Below are 18,407 nucleotides of genomic sequence, written 5' to 3'. Positions count from 1 at the left end.
TGTCTCTCCGCTTCCAAATCAGCTTACATCATTCTGATGGGAAATGATAGAAACCATCTTTGTGATATTGAGCCTATCATGGCTTGGCGTTACTTCTAGGCTTCGAGGCCTGCGACCACGGCCTGGTCATCGACCGGGCGGATTGCAGGACGCTGGTGGAGGCACTCTCATGGACGCAATGTTGGACGCAGCACCGTCCCGGCGTGATTACAGCCTGCTCGGCCGCGACGCGAAGCTCGCCGTCGAGACCGGGCTGGCGGCGGCTGAATGGTATCATACCGACGTACCCCGCAAGCAGATGAAGGAGCTGATGCAACGCTCCGACGGGCCGGCGATCCGCGACACCATCATCTGGCTTGGCGCCCTGATCCTGAGCGGCGCGGGCGGCGCCTGGTTCTGGGGCACGTGGTGGTCCGTCCCGTTCTTCTTCGTCTATGGCGTCCTTTACGGCTCTTCCACCGATTCACGCTGGCACGAATGCGGTCACGGCACCGCGTTCAGGACGCAGTGGATGAATGACGTGATCTATCAGATCGCCTGCTTCATGATCATGCGCAACCCGGTGACCTGGCGCTGGAGCCACACGCGGCACCACACCGATACGATCATCGTCGGCCGCGATCCGGAGATCGCGGTGATGCGTCCACCGGACCTGTTGCGCGTCGTGCTCAATTTCTTCGGCATTGTCGATGGCTGGCATGCCATGAGCGACATGGTGCGCAATGCGGCCGGCATCATCAGCCCGGCGGAAAAGACCTTCATCCCCGAGCAGGAGCAGCCAAAGGCGATCCGCATTGCCCGCATCTGGACGACGATCTATGCCGCGACCATCGCGCTGGCGCTTTATAGCGGCTCGTTCCTGCCCTTGATGCTGGTCGGTCTGCCCCGGCTTTACGGCGCCTGGCATCATGTCATGACCGGCCTGCTGCAGCATGGCGGCCTTGCCGAAAATGTCATCGACCATCGTCTCAACAGCCGCACCGTCTACATGAACCCGATCAGCCGCTTCATCTACTGGAACATGAACTACCATGTGGAGCACCACATGTTCCCGATGGTGCCTTATCACGCGCTGCCCAGGCTGCACGAGCTGATCAAGCACGATCTGCCGGCGCCGACGCCGTCGATCCTTGCCGGCTATCGCGAGATGGTGCCGGCCTTCCTGCGCCAGCTGCGCAATGAGGACTATTTCCTCAAGCGCGCGCTGCCGCCGACTGCCAAGCCTTATCGCGAGGAATTCCACAACGACAACGATGCTGTCGCGGCAGCAGCGGAATGATATGCGCCCATGCCAGGCAACATGCCGGGCAAAGTGACCAAGCAAAAACCGCCGGGAGGACTGATGAGCGACTGGGTCGAGGCCTGTGACGCCGGAGACATCGACGAAGAGGACGTGATGCGGTTCGACCATGACGGCCGCACCTTCGCCATCTATCGCAGCCCCGACGACGAATATTTCGCGACGGATGGTCTTTGCACACATGAGAAGGTGCACCTGGCCGACGGGCTGGTGATGGACGACATCATCGAATGCCCGAAGCACAATGGCCGCTTCAGCTACAAGACCGGGGCCGCCAGGGGTGCGCCGGTCTGCGTCAATCTGAAGACCTATCAGGTCAAGGTCGACGCCGGCAAAATCCTCATTCAGATCGGGTGACGGTGATGACGAAGGGGATGGTCATCATCGGTGCCGGCGAATGCGGTGGACGGGCTGCCTTGGCGCTGCGCGAACTCGGCTATGACGGGCCGGTGACGCTGGTCGGCGACGAGCCGCATCTGCCCTATGAGCGGCCGCCGCTGTCGAAAGACGCGATGGCCAGCGATGCGCCCGCAATCAAGGCGATCGCCAGCGATGAGATCCTGTCCGAAAGATCGATCAGGCATATCCATTCGGTTCAGGCGATTGCGATCGACCGCGCGGCGCACGTCGTGCACCTGTCGGACGGTTCGGTCCTGCCTTACGACAAACTCTTGCTGGCGACTGGCTCAACCCCGCGCAAGCTGCCGATGCCGGGGCTGGGCGAGCGCTGCGTCTACCTCCGGACCTTCAACGACGCGCTGGCCATTCGCGCGTATCTCAGCGCCGGAAACCGCATCGCCATCGTCGGCGGCGGCTTCATCGGTCTTGAGCTCGCCGCCGCGGCACGCAGGCTGGGGGCCACAGTCACTGTCATCGAGGCGCAGCCGCGGATCCTGATGCGCGGCGTGCCGGCCGAGATCGCCAAAATCATCCACGAGGCGCATGAAGCCGAAGGCGTCAAAATCCTGTGCGGCGACGGCATCGCGGCGATCGCCGACGACGGCGCCGGGGTGCGCATCGCGCTTGCCGGCGGACAGGAAATCCTCGCCGACCTGGCAGTGATCGGCATCGGCGCTGTGCCGGTGACCGGACTTGCCGCCGAAGCGGGGCTGACGATCGACAACGGCATAGCAGCCGATGCCGAGCTTCGCACCAGCGATCCGGACATTTTTGCCGCCGGCGATTGCTGCTCGTTTCCGCTTGCCGTCTATGGCGGCAGGCGCGTGCGGCTGGAGGCCTGGCGCAACGCGCAGGAGCAGGGCGCGCTTGCGGCCAGGAACATGCTTGGCGCCGGTGAGGCCCACGCGGCGGTGCCCTGGTTCTGGTCGGATCAGTACGGCCTGACCTTGCAGATATCAGGCCTGTCGGACGAGGGCAGCAAGGTCGTGCGCCGCGACCTCGACGATGGCGCCTTCATCCTGTTCCATTTGGCGCAGGACGGCAGGCTGGCCGCTGCGAGCGGCATCGGCCCAGGCAATTCAGTGGCCCGCGACATAAGGTTGGCCGAGATGCTGATCGCAAAAAGGGCAAAACCGGCGCCTGAGGCGCTCGGTTCGCAAACAGTCAAGCTGAAGTCACTGCTGGCGGCGTGAGCCGCCGCGGGTTCCGGAACCATTTGAAAGAACTGGCGGAGCGCTTGTCGTTCCGGTGGCGACAATCCGACACTTGGTAGTTGGCATGGCGGGAGACGACCCGAAGCGGTCGCTGGCGAAGTGAGCACGGACAGTCATTTCCTTTCACTTGTGGCCGCCGCCGCGAAGATGTACCAGCTTTGCATTGTGCACCCTGATCCTGAAGGGTCACGTTTTGCGCCCTGCCAGCCCCGACGGCGGTTCGGCCTGCGCCTCCCCCCTCATCCTAAGAGTTGTCTCACCGAGGAAGACGGAGGATTTCCCATGTCCGATGCCCAATGCGTATGCGGCGCGCTCAGACTTAAGATGCGCGAGCCGACAAAATTGGTTGCCGCGTGTCATTGTCTAGCCTGCCAGCGGCGAACGGGTACATCATTCAGCGTCAACGCGTTCTACGCAACTGACACCGTCGAGGTTTCGGGAGCCGCAAGGGAGTTCATTCGCGTTGCCGACAGCGGCCGCAATGTACGCATGTATTTTTGCCCGGCCTGTGGTTCGACAGTCTATTGGAAGCCTGATGCGCTACCCACAATAATTGGAGTAGCAGTTGGTGCATTGGCCGATCCAAATTTTCCGGCCCCAACCTTATCAATATTCGAGCGAGATAAACATCATTGGATAACTCTTCCGGAAGCGGTCGAGCGCTTCCGGACAAGTCTGGACGACGACAGGTCCGACATTATTTAAGAGTAATCGCCTGCGCGGCGCAGAGACCCCATAGCATAGCAGGCGTTCGGATCCGTCATCATCGGGGTTCTCATGATAAACCCACCCGGGGCGGCTGTGGTCGTCAGGTACCAAGCGGTAGATTTTCACCGCTAAAACAGCGCCTTCAGCTCCGGCAATTTGTCGTTGACCAGCCAGCCATAGTAATTTTCCTCGGGCAGCTTCTCCGGTTCGCCCGCGTCGCGGCGCCTGTCGTTCTCGGCCTTCAGCGCATGGGCACGCTGTTCCGGATTGCCGACATTGTAGAGCGTCGATGTGATGCCGGGATTGCCCGATATGTCGAAGCCGGCAATGCTCTGGTAGGCATCGATCGATTTCCGGATCGTCGCTGCGACATAATCCAATGTCAGGTCCGGATCCATGATGGTCTTGTAGACCGCGTTCGGATCGCTGACGTCGAGCTTCGGCAGACCGGAAACCTGGTGCACGAGATCGCTCATCTGCAACGCCGTCAGCGGATTGAGCTGACCGAGGCCAAAAGTCTGGCCGGCATAATAGGGCTGGAAGAAAGTGGCGCCGAAGCGGTCGTCGGGGAAGCTCTCACCGCCGACAGTCTTGCCGCGAAAGGACTGGTTCCACACCTGCTCGCGGCATTCCCAGAGCGCGTAACTGTCCGATTTGCCGGCGCATTCCTGGAATTGCGGCCGCTGCACGAAGTCGGTGATGTCCTCGCCCTCATAGGCGAAGGACAGCTTGCTCGACAGATAGGAGATCGCCTTGACGTAGTAGGTCTGCAGCCGGTCGTAGGCGTCGACATTGTAGGTGTGCTCGCCGACGATGGCGCCGACGATATGCATCGGGTCGATGCCATAGGTCGCCGCAGCCTGGCTGATCTTGCCGCGAAGACCGGCGTCGTGCTGCAGCAGCGCATAGACCTTGCTGTATTTTGCCTGGAAGGTGGTGTTGGTGGCTTGGGTGCGCCGGCTCGAGGCGCCCGGTATGTTGGGCTGCTCGGCATGACTGTTGCCCGGCGGCACCATCGTCGCCGCTTCGGCGGCGAACATGGCTGTCGCCAGCGTCAGCCCGAGAATGACGAGGATCAGTTTTTTCATGCGCCGCCGCCTGCAACAGCGCATGACCCCCGGAATCGATTTTCGGGGTCATGCGCAAAACCAACTGTATAGCGCCCTATGCACGCCCAACTGATGCGCGGCGCTGTAGTTGCCGGGCAAACTAGGTAAAGCTGGAAGTGGAGTCGAGGGCCCCTGCGCCGGGCAAGACAAAAGCTGGCCAGATGCTTCCATTTGGCCACACGTTTCAGAACTTGCCGGCTCCCCCGGCCCATTTCTCGTGGGATGGATTGCCTGCTACAGGATGAAACGCGACAAATCCGTGTTTCTGGACAGGTCGCCGACATGCTTCTCCACATAGGCTGCGTCGATGGTCACCGCCGTGCCGTGGCGGTCCGGCGCGTCATAGGAGATCTCGTCCAGCACTCGCTCCATCACCGTCTGCAGCCGTCTGGCGCCGATGTTCTCGACGCTGGCGTTGAGATCGACGGCGATGCCGGCCAAGGAATCGATGGCGTCGTCCGTGAAGACGAGATCGACGCCCTCGGTCTTCATCAGCGCGATGTACTGCTTGATCAGGCTGGCCTCGGTCTCGGTGAGGATGCGGACGAAATCGTCCTTCTCCAGTGCACGCAGCTCGACGCGGATCGGCAGTCGGCCCTGCAATTCCGGCAGCAGGTCCGACGGCTTGGCGACGTGAAACGCACCCGATGCGATGAACAGGATGTGGTCGGTCTTCACCGGTCCGTATTTGGTCGCCACCGTGGTGCCTTCGACAAGCGGCAGCAGGTCGCGCTGCACGCCTTCGCGGGAAACACCGGCGCCCATGCCACCTTCGCGCGAGGCGATCTTGTCGATCTCGTCGAGGAAGACGATGCCGTCGTTTTCGGTCGATTCGAGCGCCCTGCGCACCACCTCGTCCTGGTCGAGCAGCTTGTCGGACTCGTCGCCAACCAGCACGGTGTAGGATTCCTTCACCGTCGTCTTGCGCGTCTTGGTTTTCTGACCGCCCATCGCTTTCGACAGCATGTCGTTGATGTTCAACACGCCGATATTGGCGCCCGGCATGCCGGGGATCTCGAAGCCGGGCATGCCGCCAGTGCCGGTGTCGCTCACTTCGATCTCGATCTCCTTGTCGTCGAGCTCGCCGTCGCGCAGCTTCTTGCGGAAACTGTCGCGCGTGGCCGGGCTCGCCGTCTTGCCGACGAGCGCTTCCAGCACGCGTTCCTCGGCGTTGACATGGGCCCGCGCCTTGACGTCCTCGCGCATCTTCTCGCGCACCAACCCGATGGCGATCTCGACCAGGTCGCGGATGATCTGCTCGACATCGCGACCGACATAGCCGACCTCGGTGAACTTGGTCGCCTCGACCTTGACGAACGGTGCACCGGCAAGACGTGCCAGGCGGCGCGAAATCTCGGTCTTGCCGACGCCGGTCGGGCCGATCATCAGGATGTTCTTCGGCATCACCTCCTCACGCATCTGGCCTTCGAGCTGCTGGCGGCGCCAGCGGTTGCGCAAGGCGATGGCCACAGCGCGCTTGGCATCCTTCTGGCCGATGATGAAGCGATCGAGTTCCGAAACGATTTCGCGGGGCGAGAATGTGCTCATATTCCTAAATTCCACTTTGCCACTGCCGGATGGACTCGAACGGATGCAGCAGCATGATCACGTTGAGCGTCAGATTGTCTCGGATGAGGTAGCCGACACCGAATTCGAAGATGACGGCCAGGGTCACGATCACCCATATAGGAAGCGTGCGCGCCATCACAAATCCCAGCACCATCGCCAGCGTGTCCGCCACTGAATTGATCATGCTGTCGCCATAGTAGTCGAGCGAGATCGTGCCGGCGCGATAGCGCTCGATGATCACCGGGCTGTTCTCGAGAAGTTCCCAACCGCCCTCAATGACGACCGCAAAGGCCAGCCTGAGCCCGATCGGCGAGCGCGGGAACAGAGCCCACGCCAGCGCATAGAACAGGAAGCCGTGGATGAGGTGCGAGAATGTATACCAGTCGGAAATATGCTGGGAATTCTCCGAACTCTGCACGATGCCGTGCCACAGCTTGACGTAGCCGCATGTGCAGATCGGGGTTCGGCCCATGCCGTAAAGGACTCCGGCCTGGAATATGATCAGGCCGAGGACGAGCAGAAGTCCCATCCGCCAGCTGTCTTCATAGGCCGAGACGGGTTTGTCGGCGCCGGTTGTGCTCATGCTGTTACTGCCCCTCTTCGGCTTTATTCGGCGTCGCCTTATTCGATATCGTCCTCTTCGGCGTCGATTGCCATCAGCACGGCGTCGCCATATTCCGATTGCCTTCGATCGATAGCTCTGAAACCGGCCTTTTCATAGGCGCGGATCGCTCGTCCGTTGGATGGATCCGGGTCGATGATGACACGCGGCGCCCCTTCCTCGAACAGCTGTTCCACGAACTGCCGGACAATTGCCGAGCCGTGGCCGCGTCCGATAAGCTCAGGCCTGCCGATCGACAGATCTATGCCGAGCGTACCGAACGGCTGGTCGCTATAGGGATGGCCGTCCTCCAGATGCGGGTCGTAGCTCTGCATGTAGCCGATCGGCTCGCCATCGAGCTCGATGATCAGCGGTTCGACGGAAATGCTGTCGATGTGTTCGCGGATCTGGGCGATCTCCGTCTCGGGATCATCCCACCACTCCGCGACATGCGGCTCGGCCAGCCATGCCGCAATCATCGGCAGGTCCGCCTCCGTCACCGGCCGAAAATCGTACCTATTTTCTTGTTTGGCCATGATCTTCTCCGAACCGAAGGTCAGCGAAGCAAAAATCGGTTTCCACTTTTCGGGATCATGGCCAGCGGCCGGCTCAGCCGGCATCGAGGGTTTCGATGACGAAGTTATTGTTGGTGTAGACGCAAATGTCGGATGCGATCAGCATCGCCTTTCGCGCGATTTCTTCGGCATCCTTGTCGGAGTCCAGCAGTGCGCGCGCCGCGGCCAGCGCGTAATTGCCGCCCGAACCGATGGCCATGACGCCATGTTCGGGTTCGAGCACGTCGCCGGTGCCGGTCAGCGCCAGCGAAACCGATCTGTCGGCAACCAGCATCATCGCTTCAAGCCGGCGCAGATAGCGGTCGGTGCGCCAGTCCTTGGCGAGTTCGACGCAGGCCCGCGTCAATTGCTCCGGATATTGTTCGAGCTTGGCTTCCAGCCGCTCCAGAAGGGTGAAGGCGTCAGCGGTGGCGCCGGCGAAACCGGCAATGACATTGCCGCTTTTGCCGATGCGGCGCACCTTCTTGGCATTGCCCTTCATGATGGTCTGGCCGAGACTGACCTGGCCGTCGCCGGCAATCACCACCTTGCCGCCCTTGCGCACCGTCACGATGGTCGTGGCGTGCATGGTCAGTTCATTCGACATCTTCTGCTCCGATCAGCACCGGTCCCGCAAAAGGCGATTGGCGCGTTACGAGTGACTTGATCGACCATATGTATGCATAGGTCCGATGATTGCAAACCAGCCACCCGCCAGGCTCGATATCCCCTGGCATGGCAACTGGCAATCGCCGGATCATGCTGCTAGAAGGCTCTCGTTTTCAAGCACGTGGACGCTTGGAACGTCTGAACTCTGGACAAGGATGAGGTCATGCCGCCCCGTTCCGCCAACGCCAGCCGCAAGACTGGGGAGACCGACATATCCGTGTCGGTCCAGGTCGACGGCTCGGGAAAATCCGATATTTCGACGGGCGTTGGCTTCTTCGACCACATGCTGGACCAGCTGTCGCGCCATTCGCTGATCGACATGACAGTCAAGGCCAAGGGCGATCTGCACATAGACGACCACCACACGGTCGAGGACACCGGCATCGCGCTCGGCCAGGCGCTGGCCAAGGCGTTGGGCGAGCGGCGCGGCATCATGCGCTATGCCTCGGTCGATCTCGCCATGGACGAGACGCTGACGCGCGCGGCGATCGACGTTTCCGGCCGTCCTTTCCTTGTCTGGAACGTTGCGTTCTCGTCGCCGAAGATCGGCACGTTCGACACCGAACTGGTGCGCGAATTCTTCCAGGCCCTGGCGCAGAATGCCGGCATCACGCTGCATGTCGCCAACCACTACGGCGCCAACAATCATCACATCGCCGAGACCTGCTTCAAGGCGGTGGCGCGCGCGCTGCGTTTCGCGCTTGAAAGCGACCCGCGCCAGCCGGATGCGGTTCCTTCCACCAAGGGATCTCTGAAGGGATAGGCCATGGCCGTCTATGTCGTGATGGAACCGCCGGGCGGCGGCGAAAAGCCTGATGTAACCTTTGTCCGGGATGGGTTTTCCTGGCTCGGCTTCCTCGTGTCGCCGCTGTGGTTGCTCTGGCACCGGTTGTGGATCGAGGCAGCACTGGCGTTTGTCGCCATGGCTCTCCTTTCGATGCTTGCCGAAGGGCTGAGGCTTGGGCTGGCCGGCCCGCTGCTGTCGCTGCTTGTATCGCTCTATGTCGGGCTGGAAGGTCAGGCCTTGCGGATCGCCGCACTGCGCCGTCGTGGCTGGCATGAATGGGGCGTCGTCGAGGCCAACAGGCTCGACGATGCCGATACGCGCTATGTGCTGGAAGCCGAAGCGCAAGCGGACGAGCAAGCGCCAGTGCCGCACATCGTTCCGGACGCCGCCCATGCCCGGCCGACGCATATGGGCATCGCGCTAGGGTTGAACCACACTCCGGGACGACCCTGACATGCGGGTCGCGATCATCGACTACGGCTCGGGCAACCTGCGCTCGGCCACCAAGGCCTTCGAGCGCGCCGCGCATGAAGCCGGTATCGCCGCCGCGATCGACCTGACCGCCGATGCCGAGCGTGTCAGGACCGCCGATCGCATCGTCCTGCCCGGCGTCGGCGCCTATGCCGATTGCGCGGCCGGGCTGCGCGCTGTGGCCGGCATGTGGGAAGCGGTCGAGGAGGTCGCGATCGTCAAGGGGCGGCCATTCCTCGGCATCTGCGTCGGCATGCAGCTGATGTCGGAGCGGGGCCTGGAAAAGACCGTGACAAAAGGTTTTGGCTGGATCGCCGGCGACGTCAAGGAGATCACCCCGGCCGATCCTGCGCTGAAGATCCCGCAGATCGGCTGGAACACGATCGAGCTCACGCGCAAGCATCCGCTGTTTTCCGGCATTCCGACCGGCGCCAAGGGACTGCACGCCTATTTCGTTCATTCCTACCATCTCGACGCGCAGAAGCCGGAGGAGGTGCTGGCGATTGCCGACTACGGTGGTCCGGTGACGGCCGCTGTTGTCAGCGGCAATCTCGCCGGCACGCAGTTTCATCCCGAAAAGAGCCAGGCGCTTGGCCTGGCGCTGATCACTAATTTTCTGCGCTGGAGGCCCTAGGATCATGAATAGGAAAGGCTACTGGGTGGTCATGCTCACGGTGACTGACCCCGACGGTTATCAGCGCTACCGTGACGCCATCGGTGACGCCATTTCGCGCTACGACGGCCGCTATCTCGTGCGCGGCGGACAGGTCACAAACCCAGAAGGATCGGAATTTGACAGGCATGTTGTGGTCGAGTTCGACTCTTATCAGACAGCGCTGAACTGTTACCAGTCGCCGGCCTATCAGACCGCACTACGGAATCGACTGGCGGCTTCGACCGGCCATTTCGCGATCGTCGAGGGTGCCTGAAAGTGATCCTGTTCCCGGCCATCGACCTCAAGGACGGCAAGTGCGTGCGCCTGAAGCACGGCGATATGGCGACCGCGACGATCTACAATGACGACCCGGCCGCGCAGGCCAGGGCCTTCGAGCAACAGGGCTTTGAATGGCTGCATGTCGTTGACCTCAACGGCGCCTTCAAGGGCCAGAGCGTCAACAGCGCGGCGGTCGGCGCCATCCTCAAGGCGACGAAAAACCCGGTGCAGCTCGGCGGCGGCATCCGCACCCTGGCGCAGGTCGAGGACTGGCTCGATCGCGGGCTGGCCCGGATCATTCTCGGCACGGTGGCCGTGCGCGATCCGGATCTGGTCAGGCAGGCTTGCAAGGCGTTCCCGGGCAAGATCGCCGTCGGCATCGACGCCAAGGGCGGCAAGGTGGCGGTCGAGGGCTGGGCCGAGGCCTCGAGCCTCGGCGTCATCGAACTGGCGAGGAAGTTCGAGGGTGCCGGCGTCGCCGCCATCATCTACACCGACATCGACCGCGACGGTGTGCTGACCGGCATCAACTGGGATGCCACCATCGATCTCGCCGAAGCAGTTTCAATCCCGGTCATCGCCTCCGGGGGGCTTGCCTCGATCGCCGACATCGTGCGCATGACCATGCCCGATGCGCAAAAACTCGAAGGTGCCATCTCCGGCCGCGCGCTTTATGACGGGCGTATCGATCCGGCCGAGGCACTGGCGATCCTGGCGGCAGGACCGGAGAAGGCGAGGGCGCGATGAAACTCTCGATCATCCTCGCACCCTATGACAGCGGCCTTTATCATGCCGGCTGTGGCCAGGGCCCCGACGCCATCATTGCCGGCGGCCTCGTCGATGAACTTGCCTTTCGCGGCCACGATGTCGTCGTCGAGGACATCGGCGAGGTCGGCGATGCCCAGAAACGCGAAATCGCGACAGGTTTCGCGGTTTGTCGGGCAGTCGCCACCAAGGTCGACATGGCGCGCGACGATGAGCGTTTTCCCATTGTGCTCACCGGAAATTGCCTGACCGCCGCCGGTGCGGTGGCTGGCGATACCGCTGATTCGATCATCTGGATCGATCAGCATGGCGACCTCAACACGCCCGAGACGTCCGCCTACGGCTTTCTCGACGGCATGGCGCTGGCGACGACGCTGGGGCTCTGCTGGCGCCCTATGACGTCAGCGATTCCCGGCTTCCAGGCGATCGACCCGTCGCGGTGCATACTGGTCGATGCACGCGACCTCGATCCCGATGAAAGGCGGCTTCTGGAGACGTTGCCGATCATTCGCGCCCATTGGGCCGATGCACTCGACAATGTCGGAAAGCTCAAGGCGGCCGGCGCGGCCCAAGTGCATTTGCATCTGGATCTGGATGTTCACGATCCCGATGTGCTGCAAGTGAACCGCTATGCACGGCCGGGAGGTCCAAATCCGGAGCAGCTGCGGCAACTGGTTTGCGGGCTGGCCAAGTCGATCCCGATCGTCGGCGTCACCCTGTCCGCCTACGATCCTGCCTTTGACGCCAAGGGCGAGGTTCCGCCTGTCGTTGGGCAATTGCTTGGCGATTTTCTTGCCTCGCTTGCGAGGATCTGATGCTGAAAGCCCGCGTCATCCCCTGTCTCGACGTCAAGAACGGCCGCGTCGTCAAGGGCGTCAACTTCGTCGACCTGGTCGATGCCGGCGATCCGCTCGAGGCGGCCAAGGCCTATGACGCCGCCGGCGCCGACGAACTTTGCTTCCTCGACATCACCGCTTCGTCCGAAAATCGCGAAACCATCTTCGACATCGTCGCCCGCACCGCCGAACAATGCTTCATGCCGCTGACCGTCGGCGGCGGCGTGCGACAGGTCGCCGACATAAGAAAGCTGCTTTTGGCCGGCGCCGACAAGGTGTCGATCAATACGGCGGCGGTGAAGAATCCCGATTTCGTCGCCGAGGCGGCTGACAAATTCGGCAACCAGTGCATCGTCATCGCCATCGATGCCAAGAAAGTATCGGGCGAAGGCGAGGCCGATCGCTGGGAGATTTTTACCCATGGCGGCCGCGAAAAGACCGGCATCGACGCGGTCGAATTCGCTCAGCAGATGGTCGATCGCGGCGCCGGCGAGATCCTGCTGACGTCGATGGACCGCGACGGCACCAAGGCCGGCTACGACATCGCGCTCACCCGCGCGGTAGCCGACGCCGTGCGTGCGCCGGTCATCGCCTCCGGCGGCGTCGGCACGCTCGATCACATGGTCGAGGGCATTCGCGACGGCCATGCCGGCGCGGTGCTGGCGGCATCGATCTTCCATTTCGGCACCTACAGCATTGCCGAAGCCAAGGCGCATATGGCCCGCGCCGGCCTGCCGATGCGACTGGACTCCCCGGGTGATCGGCTCTAAAGCATGATCCCGAACCGAAGGTCCGCGCCAGCGAAAAATGGCTACCGGTTTTCGGAAAAGATCATGCTTAAACAAGCAGATAGATGGCGCCATGGCTGAGTTTTCGCTCTCCGATCTGGAGACAATCATCAGGGAACGCGCGCATTCCGGCGATCCGGATTCGTGGACGGCAAAGCTGTTCGCACGCGGCATGGACAAGGCGGCGCAGAAGCTCGGCGAAGAGGCGGTCGAAACGGTGATCGCGGCCGTTGGCGGTGACAGACAAGCCCTCGTTTCGGAAAGCGCCGATCTCATCTATCATTGGCTCGTCGTTCTGGGCGTCGCCGGCATTCCGCTTGCCGATGTCCTGACCGAACTCGAACGCCGCACCGGTCGTTCGGGCATCGCCGAAAAGGCGTCTCGGCAGGACCGGGGCTGATCGCTGCGGAGGGTAGGAAACTCGATGGACCAGCTCGCCCCCACCGAGAAATATTCGCCCTTTCGTTTTTTCTCGGCGGAGCAATGGTCGCAGTTCCGCGCCGACACGCCGATGACGCTCGGCGAGGACGAGGTCCGTCGCCTGCGTTCGCTCGACGACCCGGTCGACCTCGAAGAGGTCAAGCGCATCTATCTTTCGCTGTCCCGGCTGTTGTCGGCACATGTCGAGGCGAGCCAACTTCTGTTCAGGCAGCGCCAGGCCTTCTTTAACGCGGTGGATGTCGTCAAGACGCCCTTCATCATCGGCATCGCCGGCTCTGTCGCGGTCGGCAAATCGACCACGGCGCGCGTGCTCAAGGAATTGCTGGCGCGCTGGCCGTCGAGCCCCAAGGTCGATCTGATCACCACAGACGGCTTCCTGCTTCCCAACGAAATCCTGCGCCGCAACAATCTGATGGAACGCAAGGGCTTTCCCGACAGCTATGACGTCGGCGCATTGCTGCGTTTCCTGTCGGGCATCAAATCGGCGCAGCGCAATGTCCGCGCGCCGGTCTATTCGCACCTGACCTACGACGTCGTTCCCGGCGAGTTCCAGACCATCGACCGGCCCGATATATTGATCTTCGAAGGCATCAACGTGCTGCAGCCAGGCAAGCTGCCGAAGGACGGCAAGATTGTGCCTTTCCTGTCGGATTTCTTCGACTTCGCCATCTATATCGATGCCGAAGAGGAGCTGATCCATCAATGGTACATCGCCCGCTTCATGCGGCTGCGCGAGACCGCCTTCCGCGATCCGGACTCCTTCTTCCACCGCTATTCGCAACTTTCGCAAGCAGCGGCCCGCGCCATCGCGGAAGGCCTGTGGGCCAACATCAATCTGAAGAATTTGCGCGAGAACATCCTGCCGACGCGAGCCCGCGCCGATCTCATTCTGCGCAAGGGCGCCAATCATCTGGTCGAGGAAGTGGCGCTCAGGAAGCTGTAACGAAGCGGTTAACGGCGCCTTAGGCAGTGCCCGCTATCGTTCGATTGCCAATTCCGGAGCATTTTGTCGGGAGCCGGTCACCAATATGCCTGCATTGCGCCGGCCTGACATTTCCGCCTGGCGCGGAACACTTGCTCCGCGCCGGCTTCTCAAATTCGCCTCGGTGGGGCTCGCCGCCACAGTGCTCTACGCGTTTTGTGCCAGCCTCTTCACCAGTGCCGGGTCAACATACCTGCCGCCGGCCACAGCCTCCGTCGCCGCCTATTCGGTCGCGGCAATATTCTCCTATCTCGGCCACAAGTTCTTCACCTTCATGTCGGCCGGCTCGCATCAATTCGAAGCGCCGCGTTTCGCCGTGCTGACCGGATTCGGCCTTGCCATCGCCTATCTTCTTCCGCTGCTCCTCGTCGGGCAGTTCGGCCTGCCGGTCGCGATTCCGATACTGCTCACCTGTGTTCTCATTCCGGCGGTCAACTTTGTTGTTCTCGAACGCTGGATCTTTTCCGGCCGATCAGCGGCGGGCCTGGACGGTGATCCGAAGCGGGTGCCGGTCTTGGGGAAATCCGATACTTGAGAAGAGACAGAGCGGCGATACGCCTCGACTTGAAAGTCCGCCGCTCTAGCCAGGATAGGTCACCCGTCTCAGCGTCAGGTTGATCCGCCCGCCATTCCTGAGCAGTGCCGAGGTCGATGGATAGATGCGGTCGACGCCGTGAAAACAGAGGCGGCCTTCGCCGCCAAGCACGACGACATCGCCGCTTTTCAGCCTGAACGATTTGGTGCCGCCTTCGCGCGTGCTCTGGCCGACCCTGAACAGGCAATCGTCGCCCAGTGAAACGGAGACGACCGGCGCGGAGAAATCAATCTCGTCGCGGTCTTGATGGAGGCCCATTTTCGCGTCCGGCGAATAGAAATTGACCAGGCAGGCCTCCGGCGGATGGGGATAGGCGGACACGTCCCGCCACAGCTCCAGCAGCACGTCCGGGATCGGCGGCCAGGGCGTTCCGGACACCGGGTGCATCGGCTGGTAGCGATAGCCGCCCTCCTTATCGGTGACCCAGCCGAGGGAACCGCAATTGGTCATGCGCACGCTCATCTCCTTGCCGGTGCGCGGCATGGCCGGCACGAACAGGGGAGCCTCCTGCACGACCCGTCTCACATCCTCGACCAGCGCTTCCTGCACCGCACGGGACAGATAGCCGGGCATGTGGCGGACGCCTTTGGGCAGAACGAGCATGGTCGCTTGATCCGTTGGTCTGCAAAGAGCCAGAATGCCACCATCAAATGAAAACGGCGACCCGAAAGCCGCCGTTGTCGATTGGCCGTCGCCGATCTGGTCAGGCCTGATTGAGATCCGGTATGCGCAGGACCTGCCCCGGATAGATCTTGTCCGGGTGGGTCAGCATCGGCTTGTTGGCCTCGAAAATGATCGTGTTCTTCGCACCCTTGCCCTTGCCGTAGCTCTTTTCGGCGATCTTCCAGAGATTGTCGCCTTTCTTGACCGTGTAGAAGGTCGGTTCCTTGGCCGGGGCAGCGGGTGTGCCGGATTCGGGTGCGGCGACTTGCAATTCATCCGCCTGCACCTTGGACACGCCGAGCGTGTTGCCAACGGCGATGACCGCTTTTTCGAAGATCGATTGATCCTTGACCACGCCTTTCAGGACAGCCGTATCGCCTTTGACGACGACTTCGACATTGTCGGTGCCGAGCGCGTGCGAATCGAGTTCCTTCTTGAGCGTATCGGCGGTCGGCTCCGGCTCATCGTCGCCGAAGCCGAGCTTCTTGCCGACACCCTTGACGAAATCAAACATGCCCATCTGTGGTCTCCCTTGCTGTGGCGAATATCAAACTTGCCACCTGCAACCTTGAATTGGAAGCCGTCGACCGCGCGATCGATGTCGCGCCTGCCGCATCGGCCGAAAATCGGAATCAATTTTCGAAAAGCACGATGCTTAGTTACAAAATGTTAGAGTGCACTTTGTGCGTCCAAGTGGACGCACGTCGCTCTAATTGTCGTCCACCCGGCCACGCAGTTTCTTGATTGTTCCGCGTCCAGCCTTGGTCTTCAGCCGCCTTTCGACCGCGCCTTTCGACGGCCTCGTCTTCTTGCGCGGCGGCGGCGGCGGTTCGGCGGCCTTGGCGACCAGTTCCGCAAGCCGCGCCCGGGCGTCCGCCCGGTTCTGCTCTTGCGTGCGGAAGCGTCCGGCCTCGATGACGATGACGCCGTCCTTGGTGGCGCGTTGGCCCGCCAGCTTTATGGTTCGCTCGCGGACGCGCTCCGACAGGCCCGGTGCATTCGCCGCATCGAAGCGTAATTGCACCGCCGTCGCCACCTTGTTGACGTTCTGACCGCCAGGGCCGGACGAACGGATGAAGTCTTCGTGCAGGTCATCCGGATGGATCACCGCATCGTCGGCAATGATGATCTTGTCGTCGGCGCTCATGCCGCAGTCATGGCGCGGCAGGCGAAAAAAGAAAAGGCCCGATCCCCGGGTCGGGGCTTCCCGATCCCCGGGTCGGGGCTTCCCGATCCCGGTCCGGGCCTTGAGGTGCAGATATCCAGCCGGCGATTATTCCGCGGCTTCGCGCATGCGCGGCGCGGCGCCGAGCACAATGGCATCGACATGAGGTTCGAATTTTTCGAAATTGACGGCGAACATCCCGACCAGCCTCGCCGCCTGCAGGTCGTAGGCTGATGTATCGGCCCAGGTCGATCTCGGATCGAGAATGGCACGGTCGACGCCGGCAACCGCCACCGGCACATCGAAACCAAAATTGGCGTCGGTCCGGAAATCGGCCCCTTTCAGCGAGCCGTCGAGTGCCGCGGCAAGCAGCGCTCGCGTCGCCTTGATCGGCATCCGCTTGCCGGTGCCGTACGCGCCGCCGGTCCAGCCGGTGTTGACCAGCCAGCAATCGACACCGTGATGGGCGATCAGTTCGCGCAGCAGATTGCCGTATTCCGACGGATGGCGCGGCATGAACGGTGCGCCGAAACAGGTCGAAAACGTCGCTTCGGGTTCGGTGACGCCCTTTTCGGTCCCAGCCACCTTGGCGGTGTAGCCGGAGAGGAAATGGTACATCGCCTGCGCAGGGGTCAGCCGTGCGATCGGCGGCATCACGCCGAATGCGTCGGCGGTCAGCATGATGATGTTTTTCGGGTGACCGGCGCGGCCCGTCTTGCTGGCGTTGGGGATGAAGTGGAGCGGATAGGCGCAGCGCGTGTTTTCAGTGAGACTGCCGTCGTCGAAATCCGGCACGCGGCCCGCATCGAGCACCACATTCTCCAGCACCGTGCCGAAGCGTTGCGTGGTGGCGAAGATCTCCGGCTCGGCTTCGGCCGAAAGCTTTATCGTCTTGGCATAACAGCCGCCTTCGAAATTGAAGATGCCATGCGGACCCCAGCCGTGCTCGTCGTCGCCGATCAGCGTGCGCGACGGATCGGCCGACAGCGTCGTCTTGCCGGTTCCCGAGAGGCCGAAGAAGATGGCCGCGTCTCCGTCGGCGCCTTCATTGGCCGAACAATGCATCGGCATCACGCCCTTGGCCGGCAACAGATAGTTGAGCATGGTGAAGACCGACTTCTTCATTTCGCCGGCATAGGAGGTGCCGCCGATCAGCACGATCATGCGCGAGAGATCGACGGCGATCACCGTTTCGGTGCGGGTGCCGTGGCGAACCGGATCGGCGCGGAACGACGGCAGGTCGATGATCGTCATGTCAGGCACGAAATGCTCGAGCTCGGCGGCTTCCGGACGAATGAGCAGATTGCGGATGAACAACGAGTGCCAGGCAAGCTCCGTGACGACCCTGGTCGTCAGTTTCAAGTCCTCATCGGCGCCGCCGACCAGGTCCTGCACATAAAGATCCTTGTCTGCTGCATGGGCGCGAAAATCGGCGAGCAGCGTTTCGAACTGGGCCGGCGACATCGCCTTATTGTTGTCCCACCATACATGCGGCCCGGTGGTCTCGTCACGCACGACGAATTTGTCCTTGGGCGAGCGGCCGGTGTGCTGCCCGGTCTCGGCGACCAGCGCGCCATGCGCGGTGAGCCGGGCCTCGCCGCGGCGGACCGCTTCCTCGTAAAGGACGGCTTCGCCGAAATTATAGCGCACCGCGCCCGTGGTCTTTAGGCCGATCCGATCGATCGCCCATGCGGGATTGCGTTTGCCGGCTTCCGACATGAGGGGTTCCTTCTTCGATTTGCAGCATCCTGGCCGGCGAATTTCCGGAGCCCCCACGAAGGAGACTGTAACGGTGAGAACCAGAAAAGCCAAATGATATCAAATAATTAATCGATTTAAATATTTTGAAAGTTGTTT

Annotated in this window: 23 protein-coding genes; 14 read left to right on the top strand and 9 right to left on the bottom strand. The window is 62.0% G+C overall.

What is annotated here, in order from left to right; translation table 11 throughout:
- The first annotated feature begins 169 nt into the window (after positions 1 to 169).
- The 4 genes from EOA78_RS07655 (at position 170) to EOA78_RS07640 (ending at position 3,618) form a co-directional block, all read left to right on the top strand.
- Positions 170 to 1,279: a fatty acid desaturase family protein gene (locus EOA78_RS07655; protein WP_164783667.1), complete on the top strand. Its 1,110-nt coding sequence runs from the start codon at positions 170 to 172 to the stop codon at positions 1,277 to 1,279.
- Between the two features lie 63 nt (positions 1,280 to 1,342).
- Positions 1,343 to 1,657 (top strand): MocE family 2Fe-2S type ferredoxin, encoded by a 315-nt coding sequence (locus EOA78_RS07650; RefSeq protein ID WP_127314592.1) that lies wholly within the window; start codon positions 1,343 to 1,345, stop codon positions 1,655 to 1,657.
- A gap of 5 nt (positions 1,658 to 1,662) precedes the next feature.
- Complete coding sequence (locus tag EOA78_RS07645) at positions 1,663 to 2,892, top strand: FAD-dependent oxidoreductase (RefSeq protein ID WP_127314591.1); 1,230 nt, start codon at positions 1,663 to 1,665, stop codon at positions 2,890 to 2,892.
- 303 nt (positions 2,893 to 3,195) lie between these two features.
- The gene (locus tag EOA78_RS07640) at positions 3,196 to 3,618 is read left to right on the top strand and encodes a GFA family protein (protein WP_127314590.1); all 423 of its coding nucleotides are present in this window, start codon (positions 3,196 to 3,198) and stop codon (positions 3,616 to 3,618) included.
- A gap of 131 nt (positions 3,619 to 3,749) precedes the next feature.
- Here the strand turns inward: EOA78_RS07640 and EOA78_RS07635 are convergent, their stop codons facing one another.
- From EOA78_RS07635 to hslV, 5 genes are all read right to left on the bottom strand, one after another.
- Positions 3,750 to 4,709: a DUF1402 family protein gene (locus tag EOA78_RS07635; protein ID WP_127314589.1), complete on the bottom strand. Its 960-nt coding sequence runs from the start codon at positions 4,707 to 4,709 to the stop codon at positions 3,750 to 3,752.
- A 255-nt stretch (positions 4,710 to 4,964) separates the two neighbouring features.
- Positions 4,965 to 6,278 carry an ATP-dependent protease ATPase subunit HslU gene (hslU, locus tag EOA78_RS07630; protein ID WP_127314588.1) on the bottom strand — a complete coding sequence of 438 codons (1,314 nt, stop codon included), beginning with the start codon at positions 6,276 to 6,278 and terminating at the stop codon, positions 4,965 to 4,967.
- 4 nt (positions 6,279 to 6,282) lie between these two features.
- On the bottom strand, positions 6,283 to 6,882 hold the full coding sequence (locus EOA78_RS07625) for a DUF2585 domain-containing protein (protein ID WP_127314587.1): 600 nt from the start codon (positions 6,880 to 6,882) through the stop codon (positions 6,283 to 6,285).
- Positions 6,883 to 6,920: 38 nt separating this feature from the next.
- A complete protein-coding gene (locus EOA78_RS07620) occupies positions 6,921 to 7,436 on the bottom strand; it encodes a GNAT family N-acetyltransferase (RefSeq protein WP_127314586.1) in 516 nt (171 codons plus the stop codon).
- Positions 7,437 to 7,509: 73 nt separating this feature from the next.
- Positions 7,510 to 8,061 (bottom strand): ATP-dependent protease subunit HslV, encoded by a 552-nt coding sequence (hslV, locus tag EOA78_RS07615; protein ID WP_127314585.1) that lies wholly within the window; start codon positions 8,059 to 8,061, stop codon positions 7,510 to 7,512.
- 225 nt (positions 8,062 to 8,286) lie between these two features.
- Between hslV and hisB the strand changes: the two genes are divergently transcribed.
- The 10 genes from hisB to EOA78_RS07565 all read left to right on the top strand — a co-directional run bounded on the left by hisB (position 8,287) and on the right by EOA78_RS07565 (position 14,662).
- Positions 8,287 to 8,886: an imidazoleglycerol-phosphate dehydratase HisB gene (gene hisB, locus EOA78_RS07610; RefSeq protein ID WP_065011535.1), complete on the top strand. Its 600-nt coding sequence runs from the start codon at positions 8,287 to 8,289 to the stop codon at positions 8,884 to 8,886.
- A gap of 3 nt (positions 8,887 to 8,889) precedes the next feature.
- Positions 8,890 to 9,363, top strand: a complete 474-nt coding sequence (locus EOA78_RS07605; protein WP_127314584.1) for a DUF2628 domain-containing protein — start codon at positions 8,890 to 8,892, stop codon at positions 9,361 to 9,363.
- A gap of 1 nt (position 9,364) precedes the next feature.
- A complete protein-coding gene (gene hisH, locus EOA78_RS07600) occupies positions 9,365 to 10,015 on the top strand; it encodes an imidazole glycerol phosphate synthase subunit HisH (RefSeq protein WP_127314583.1) in 651 nt (216 codons plus the stop codon).
- A 4-nt stretch (positions 10,016 to 10,019) separates the two neighbouring features.
- Complete coding sequence (locus tag EOA78_RS07595) at positions 10,020 to 10,310, top strand: DUF1330 domain-containing protein (RefSeq protein WP_127314582.1); 291 nt, start codon at positions 10,020 to 10,022, stop codon at positions 10,308 to 10,310.
- Positions 10,311 to 10,312: 2 nt separating this feature from the next.
- Complete coding sequence (gene hisA / locus EOA78_RS07590; protein ID WP_095517448.1) at positions 10,313 to 11,062, top strand: 1-(5-phosphoribosyl)-5-[(5-phosphoribosylamino)methylideneamino]imidazole-4-carboxamide isomerase; 750 nt, start codon at positions 10,313 to 10,315, stop codon at positions 11,060 to 11,062.
- A complete protein-coding gene (locus tag EOA78_RS07585) occupies positions 11,059 to 11,895 on the top strand; it encodes an arginase family protein (RefSeq protein WP_127314581.1) in 837 nt (278 codons plus the stop codon). Before hisA ends, EOA78_RS07585 begins: the two co-directional genes overlap by 4 nt.
- Entirely contained in the window at positions 11,895 to 12,686 is a 792-nt protein-coding gene (hisF, locus tag EOA78_RS07580; RefSeq protein WP_127314580.1) for an imidazole glycerol phosphate synthase subunit HisF, read from the top strand. The genes EOA78_RS07585 and hisF overlap by 1 nt, the downstream gene beginning before the upstream one ends.
- A gap of 91 nt (positions 12,687 to 12,777) precedes the next feature.
- Entirely contained in the window at positions 12,778 to 13,104 is a 327-nt protein-coding gene (locus EOA78_RS07575; RefSeq protein ID WP_029347429.1) for a phosphoribosyl-ATP diphosphatase, read from the top strand.
- 24 nt (positions 13,105 to 13,128) lie between these two features.
- Positions 13,129 to 14,088 (top strand): type I pantothenate kinase, encoded by a 960-nt coding sequence (gene coaA / locus EOA78_RS07570; RefSeq protein WP_127314579.1) that lies wholly within the window; start codon positions 13,129 to 13,131, stop codon positions 14,086 to 14,088.
- Positions 14,089 to 14,173: 85 nt separating this feature from the next.
- Positions 14,174 to 14,662, top strand: a complete 489-nt coding sequence (locus tag EOA78_RS07565; protein WP_127314578.1) for a GtrA family protein — start codon at positions 14,174 to 14,176, stop codon at positions 14,660 to 14,662.
- 45 nt (positions 14,663 to 14,707) lie between these two features.
- Here the strand turns inward: EOA78_RS07565 and EOA78_RS07560 are convergent, their stop codons facing one another.
- From EOA78_RS07560 to EOA78_RS07545, 4 genes are all read right to left on the bottom strand, one after another.
- Positions 14,708 to 15,325: an alpha-ketoglutarate-dependent dioxygenase AlkB gene (locus tag EOA78_RS07560; protein WP_127314577.1), complete on the bottom strand. Its 618-nt coding sequence runs from the start codon at positions 15,323 to 15,325 to the stop codon at positions 14,708 to 14,710.
- A gap of 100 nt (positions 15,326 to 15,425) precedes the next feature.
- Positions 15,426 to 15,905, bottom strand: a complete 480-nt coding sequence (gene lysM / locus EOA78_RS07555) for a peptidoglycan-binding protein LysM (protein WP_127314576.1) — start codon at positions 15,903 to 15,905, stop codon at positions 15,426 to 15,428.
- Between the two features lie 189 nt (positions 15,906 to 16,094).
- Positions 16,095 to 16,532, bottom strand: a complete 438-nt coding sequence (arfB, locus tag EOA78_RS07550) for an alternative ribosome rescue aminoacyl-tRNA hydrolase ArfB (RefSeq protein ID WP_127314575.1) — start codon at positions 16,530 to 16,532, stop codon at positions 16,095 to 16,097.
- A 126-nt stretch (positions 16,533 to 16,658) separates the two neighbouring features.
- Positions 16,659 to 18,269: a phosphoenolpyruvate carboxykinase gene (locus EOA78_RS07545; RefSeq protein ID WP_127314574.1), complete on the bottom strand. Its 1,611-nt coding sequence runs from the start codon at positions 18,267 to 18,269 to the stop codon at positions 16,659 to 16,661.
- Positions 18,270 to 18,407 lie beyond the last annotated feature (138 nt).

The organism is Mesorhizobium sp. M5C.F.Cr.IN.023.01.1.1 (assembly GCF_003997585.1).
Lineage (GTDB): Bacteria > Pseudomonadota > Alphaproteobacteria > Rhizobiales > Rhizobiaceae > Mesorhizobium > Mesorhizobium wenxiniae.
The sequence above is the reverse complement of the archived record's forward strand: the minus strand, read 5'-3'. Positions and strand labels throughout refer to the sequence as shown.

Bases quoted from the DNA above. Each gene is read 5' to 3' on its own strand.
- EOA78_RS07655 (WP_164783667.1), top strand. From the start codon at position 170: ATGGACGCAATGTTGGACGCAGCACCGTCCCGGCGTGATTACAGCCTG.
- EOA78_RS07650 (WP_127314592.1), top strand. From the start codon at position 1,343: ATGAGCGACTGGGTCGAGGCCTGTGACGCCGGAGACATCGACGAAGAG.
- EOA78_RS07645 (WP_127314591.1), top strand. From the start codon at position 1,663: ATGACGAAGGGGATGGTCATCATCGGTGCCGGCGAATGCGGTGGACGG.
- EOA78_RS07640 (WP_127314590.1), top strand. From the start codon at position 3,196: ATGTCCGATGCCCAATGCGTATGCGGCGCGCTCAGACTTAAGATGCGC.
- EOA78_RS07635 (WP_127314589.1), bottom strand. From the start codon at position 4,709: ATGAAAAAACTGATCCTCGTCATTCTCGGGCTGACGCTGGCGACAGCC.
- hslU (WP_127314588.1), bottom strand. From the start codon at position 6,278: ATGAGCACATTCTCGCCCCGCGAAATCGTTTCGGAACTCGATCGCTTC.
- EOA78_RS07625 (WP_127314587.1), bottom strand. From the start codon at position 6,882: ATGAGCACAACCGGCGCCGACAAACCCGTCTCGGCCTATGAAGACAGC.
- EOA78_RS07620 (WP_127314586.1), bottom strand. From the start codon at position 7,436: ATGGCCAAACAAGAAAATAGGTACGATTTTCGGCCGGTGACGGAGGCG.
- hslV (WP_127314585.1), bottom strand. From the start codon at position 8,061: ATGTCGAATGAACTGACCATGCACGCCACGACCATCGTGACGGTGCGC.
- hisB (WP_065011535.1), top strand. From the start codon at position 8,287: ATGCCGCCCCGTTCCGCCAACGCCAGCCGCAAGACTGGGGAGACCGAC.
- EOA78_RS07605 (WP_127314584.1), top strand. From the start codon at position 8,890: ATGGCCGTCTATGTCGTGATGGAACCGCCGGGCGGCGGCGAAAAGCCT.
- hisH (WP_127314583.1), top strand. From the start codon at position 9,365: ATGCGGGTCGCGATCATCGACTACGGCTCGGGCAACCTGCGCTCGGCC.
- EOA78_RS07595 (WP_127314582.1), top strand. From the start codon at position 10,020: ATGAATAGGAAAGGCTACTGGGTGGTCATGCTCACGGTGACTGACCCC.
- EOA78_RS07585 (WP_127314581.1), top strand. From the start codon at position 11,059: ATGAAACTCTCGATCATCCTCGCACCCTATGACAGCGGCCTTTATCAT.
- hisF (WP_127314580.1), top strand. From the start codon at position 11,895: ATGCTGAAAGCCCGCGTCATCCCCTGTCTCGACGTCAAGAACGGCCGC.
- EOA78_RS07575 (WP_029347429.1), top strand. From the start codon at position 12,778: ATGGCTGAGTTTTCGCTCTCCGATCTGGAGACAATCATCAGGGAACGC.
- coaA (WP_127314579.1), top strand. From the start codon at position 13,129: ATGGACCAGCTCGCCCCCACCGAGAAATATTCGCCCTTTCGTTTTTTC.
- EOA78_RS07565 (WP_127314578.1), top strand. From the start codon at position 14,174: ATGCCTGCATTGCGCCGGCCTGACATTTCCGCCTGGCGCGGAACACTT.
- EOA78_RS07560 (WP_127314577.1), bottom strand. From the start codon at position 15,325: ATGCTCGTTCTGCCCAAAGGCGTCCGCCACATGCCCGGCTATCTGTCC.
- lysM (WP_127314576.1), bottom strand. From the start codon at position 15,905: ATGGGCATGTTTGATTTCGTCAAGGGTGTCGGCAAGAAGCTCGGCTTC.
- arfB (WP_127314575.1), bottom strand. From the start codon at position 16,532: ATGAGCGCCGACGACAAGATCATCATTGCCGACGATGCGGTGATCCAT.
- EOA78_RS07545 (WP_127314574.1), bottom strand. From the start codon at position 18,269: ATGTCGGAAGCCGGCAAACGCAATCCCGCATGGGCGATCGATCGGATC.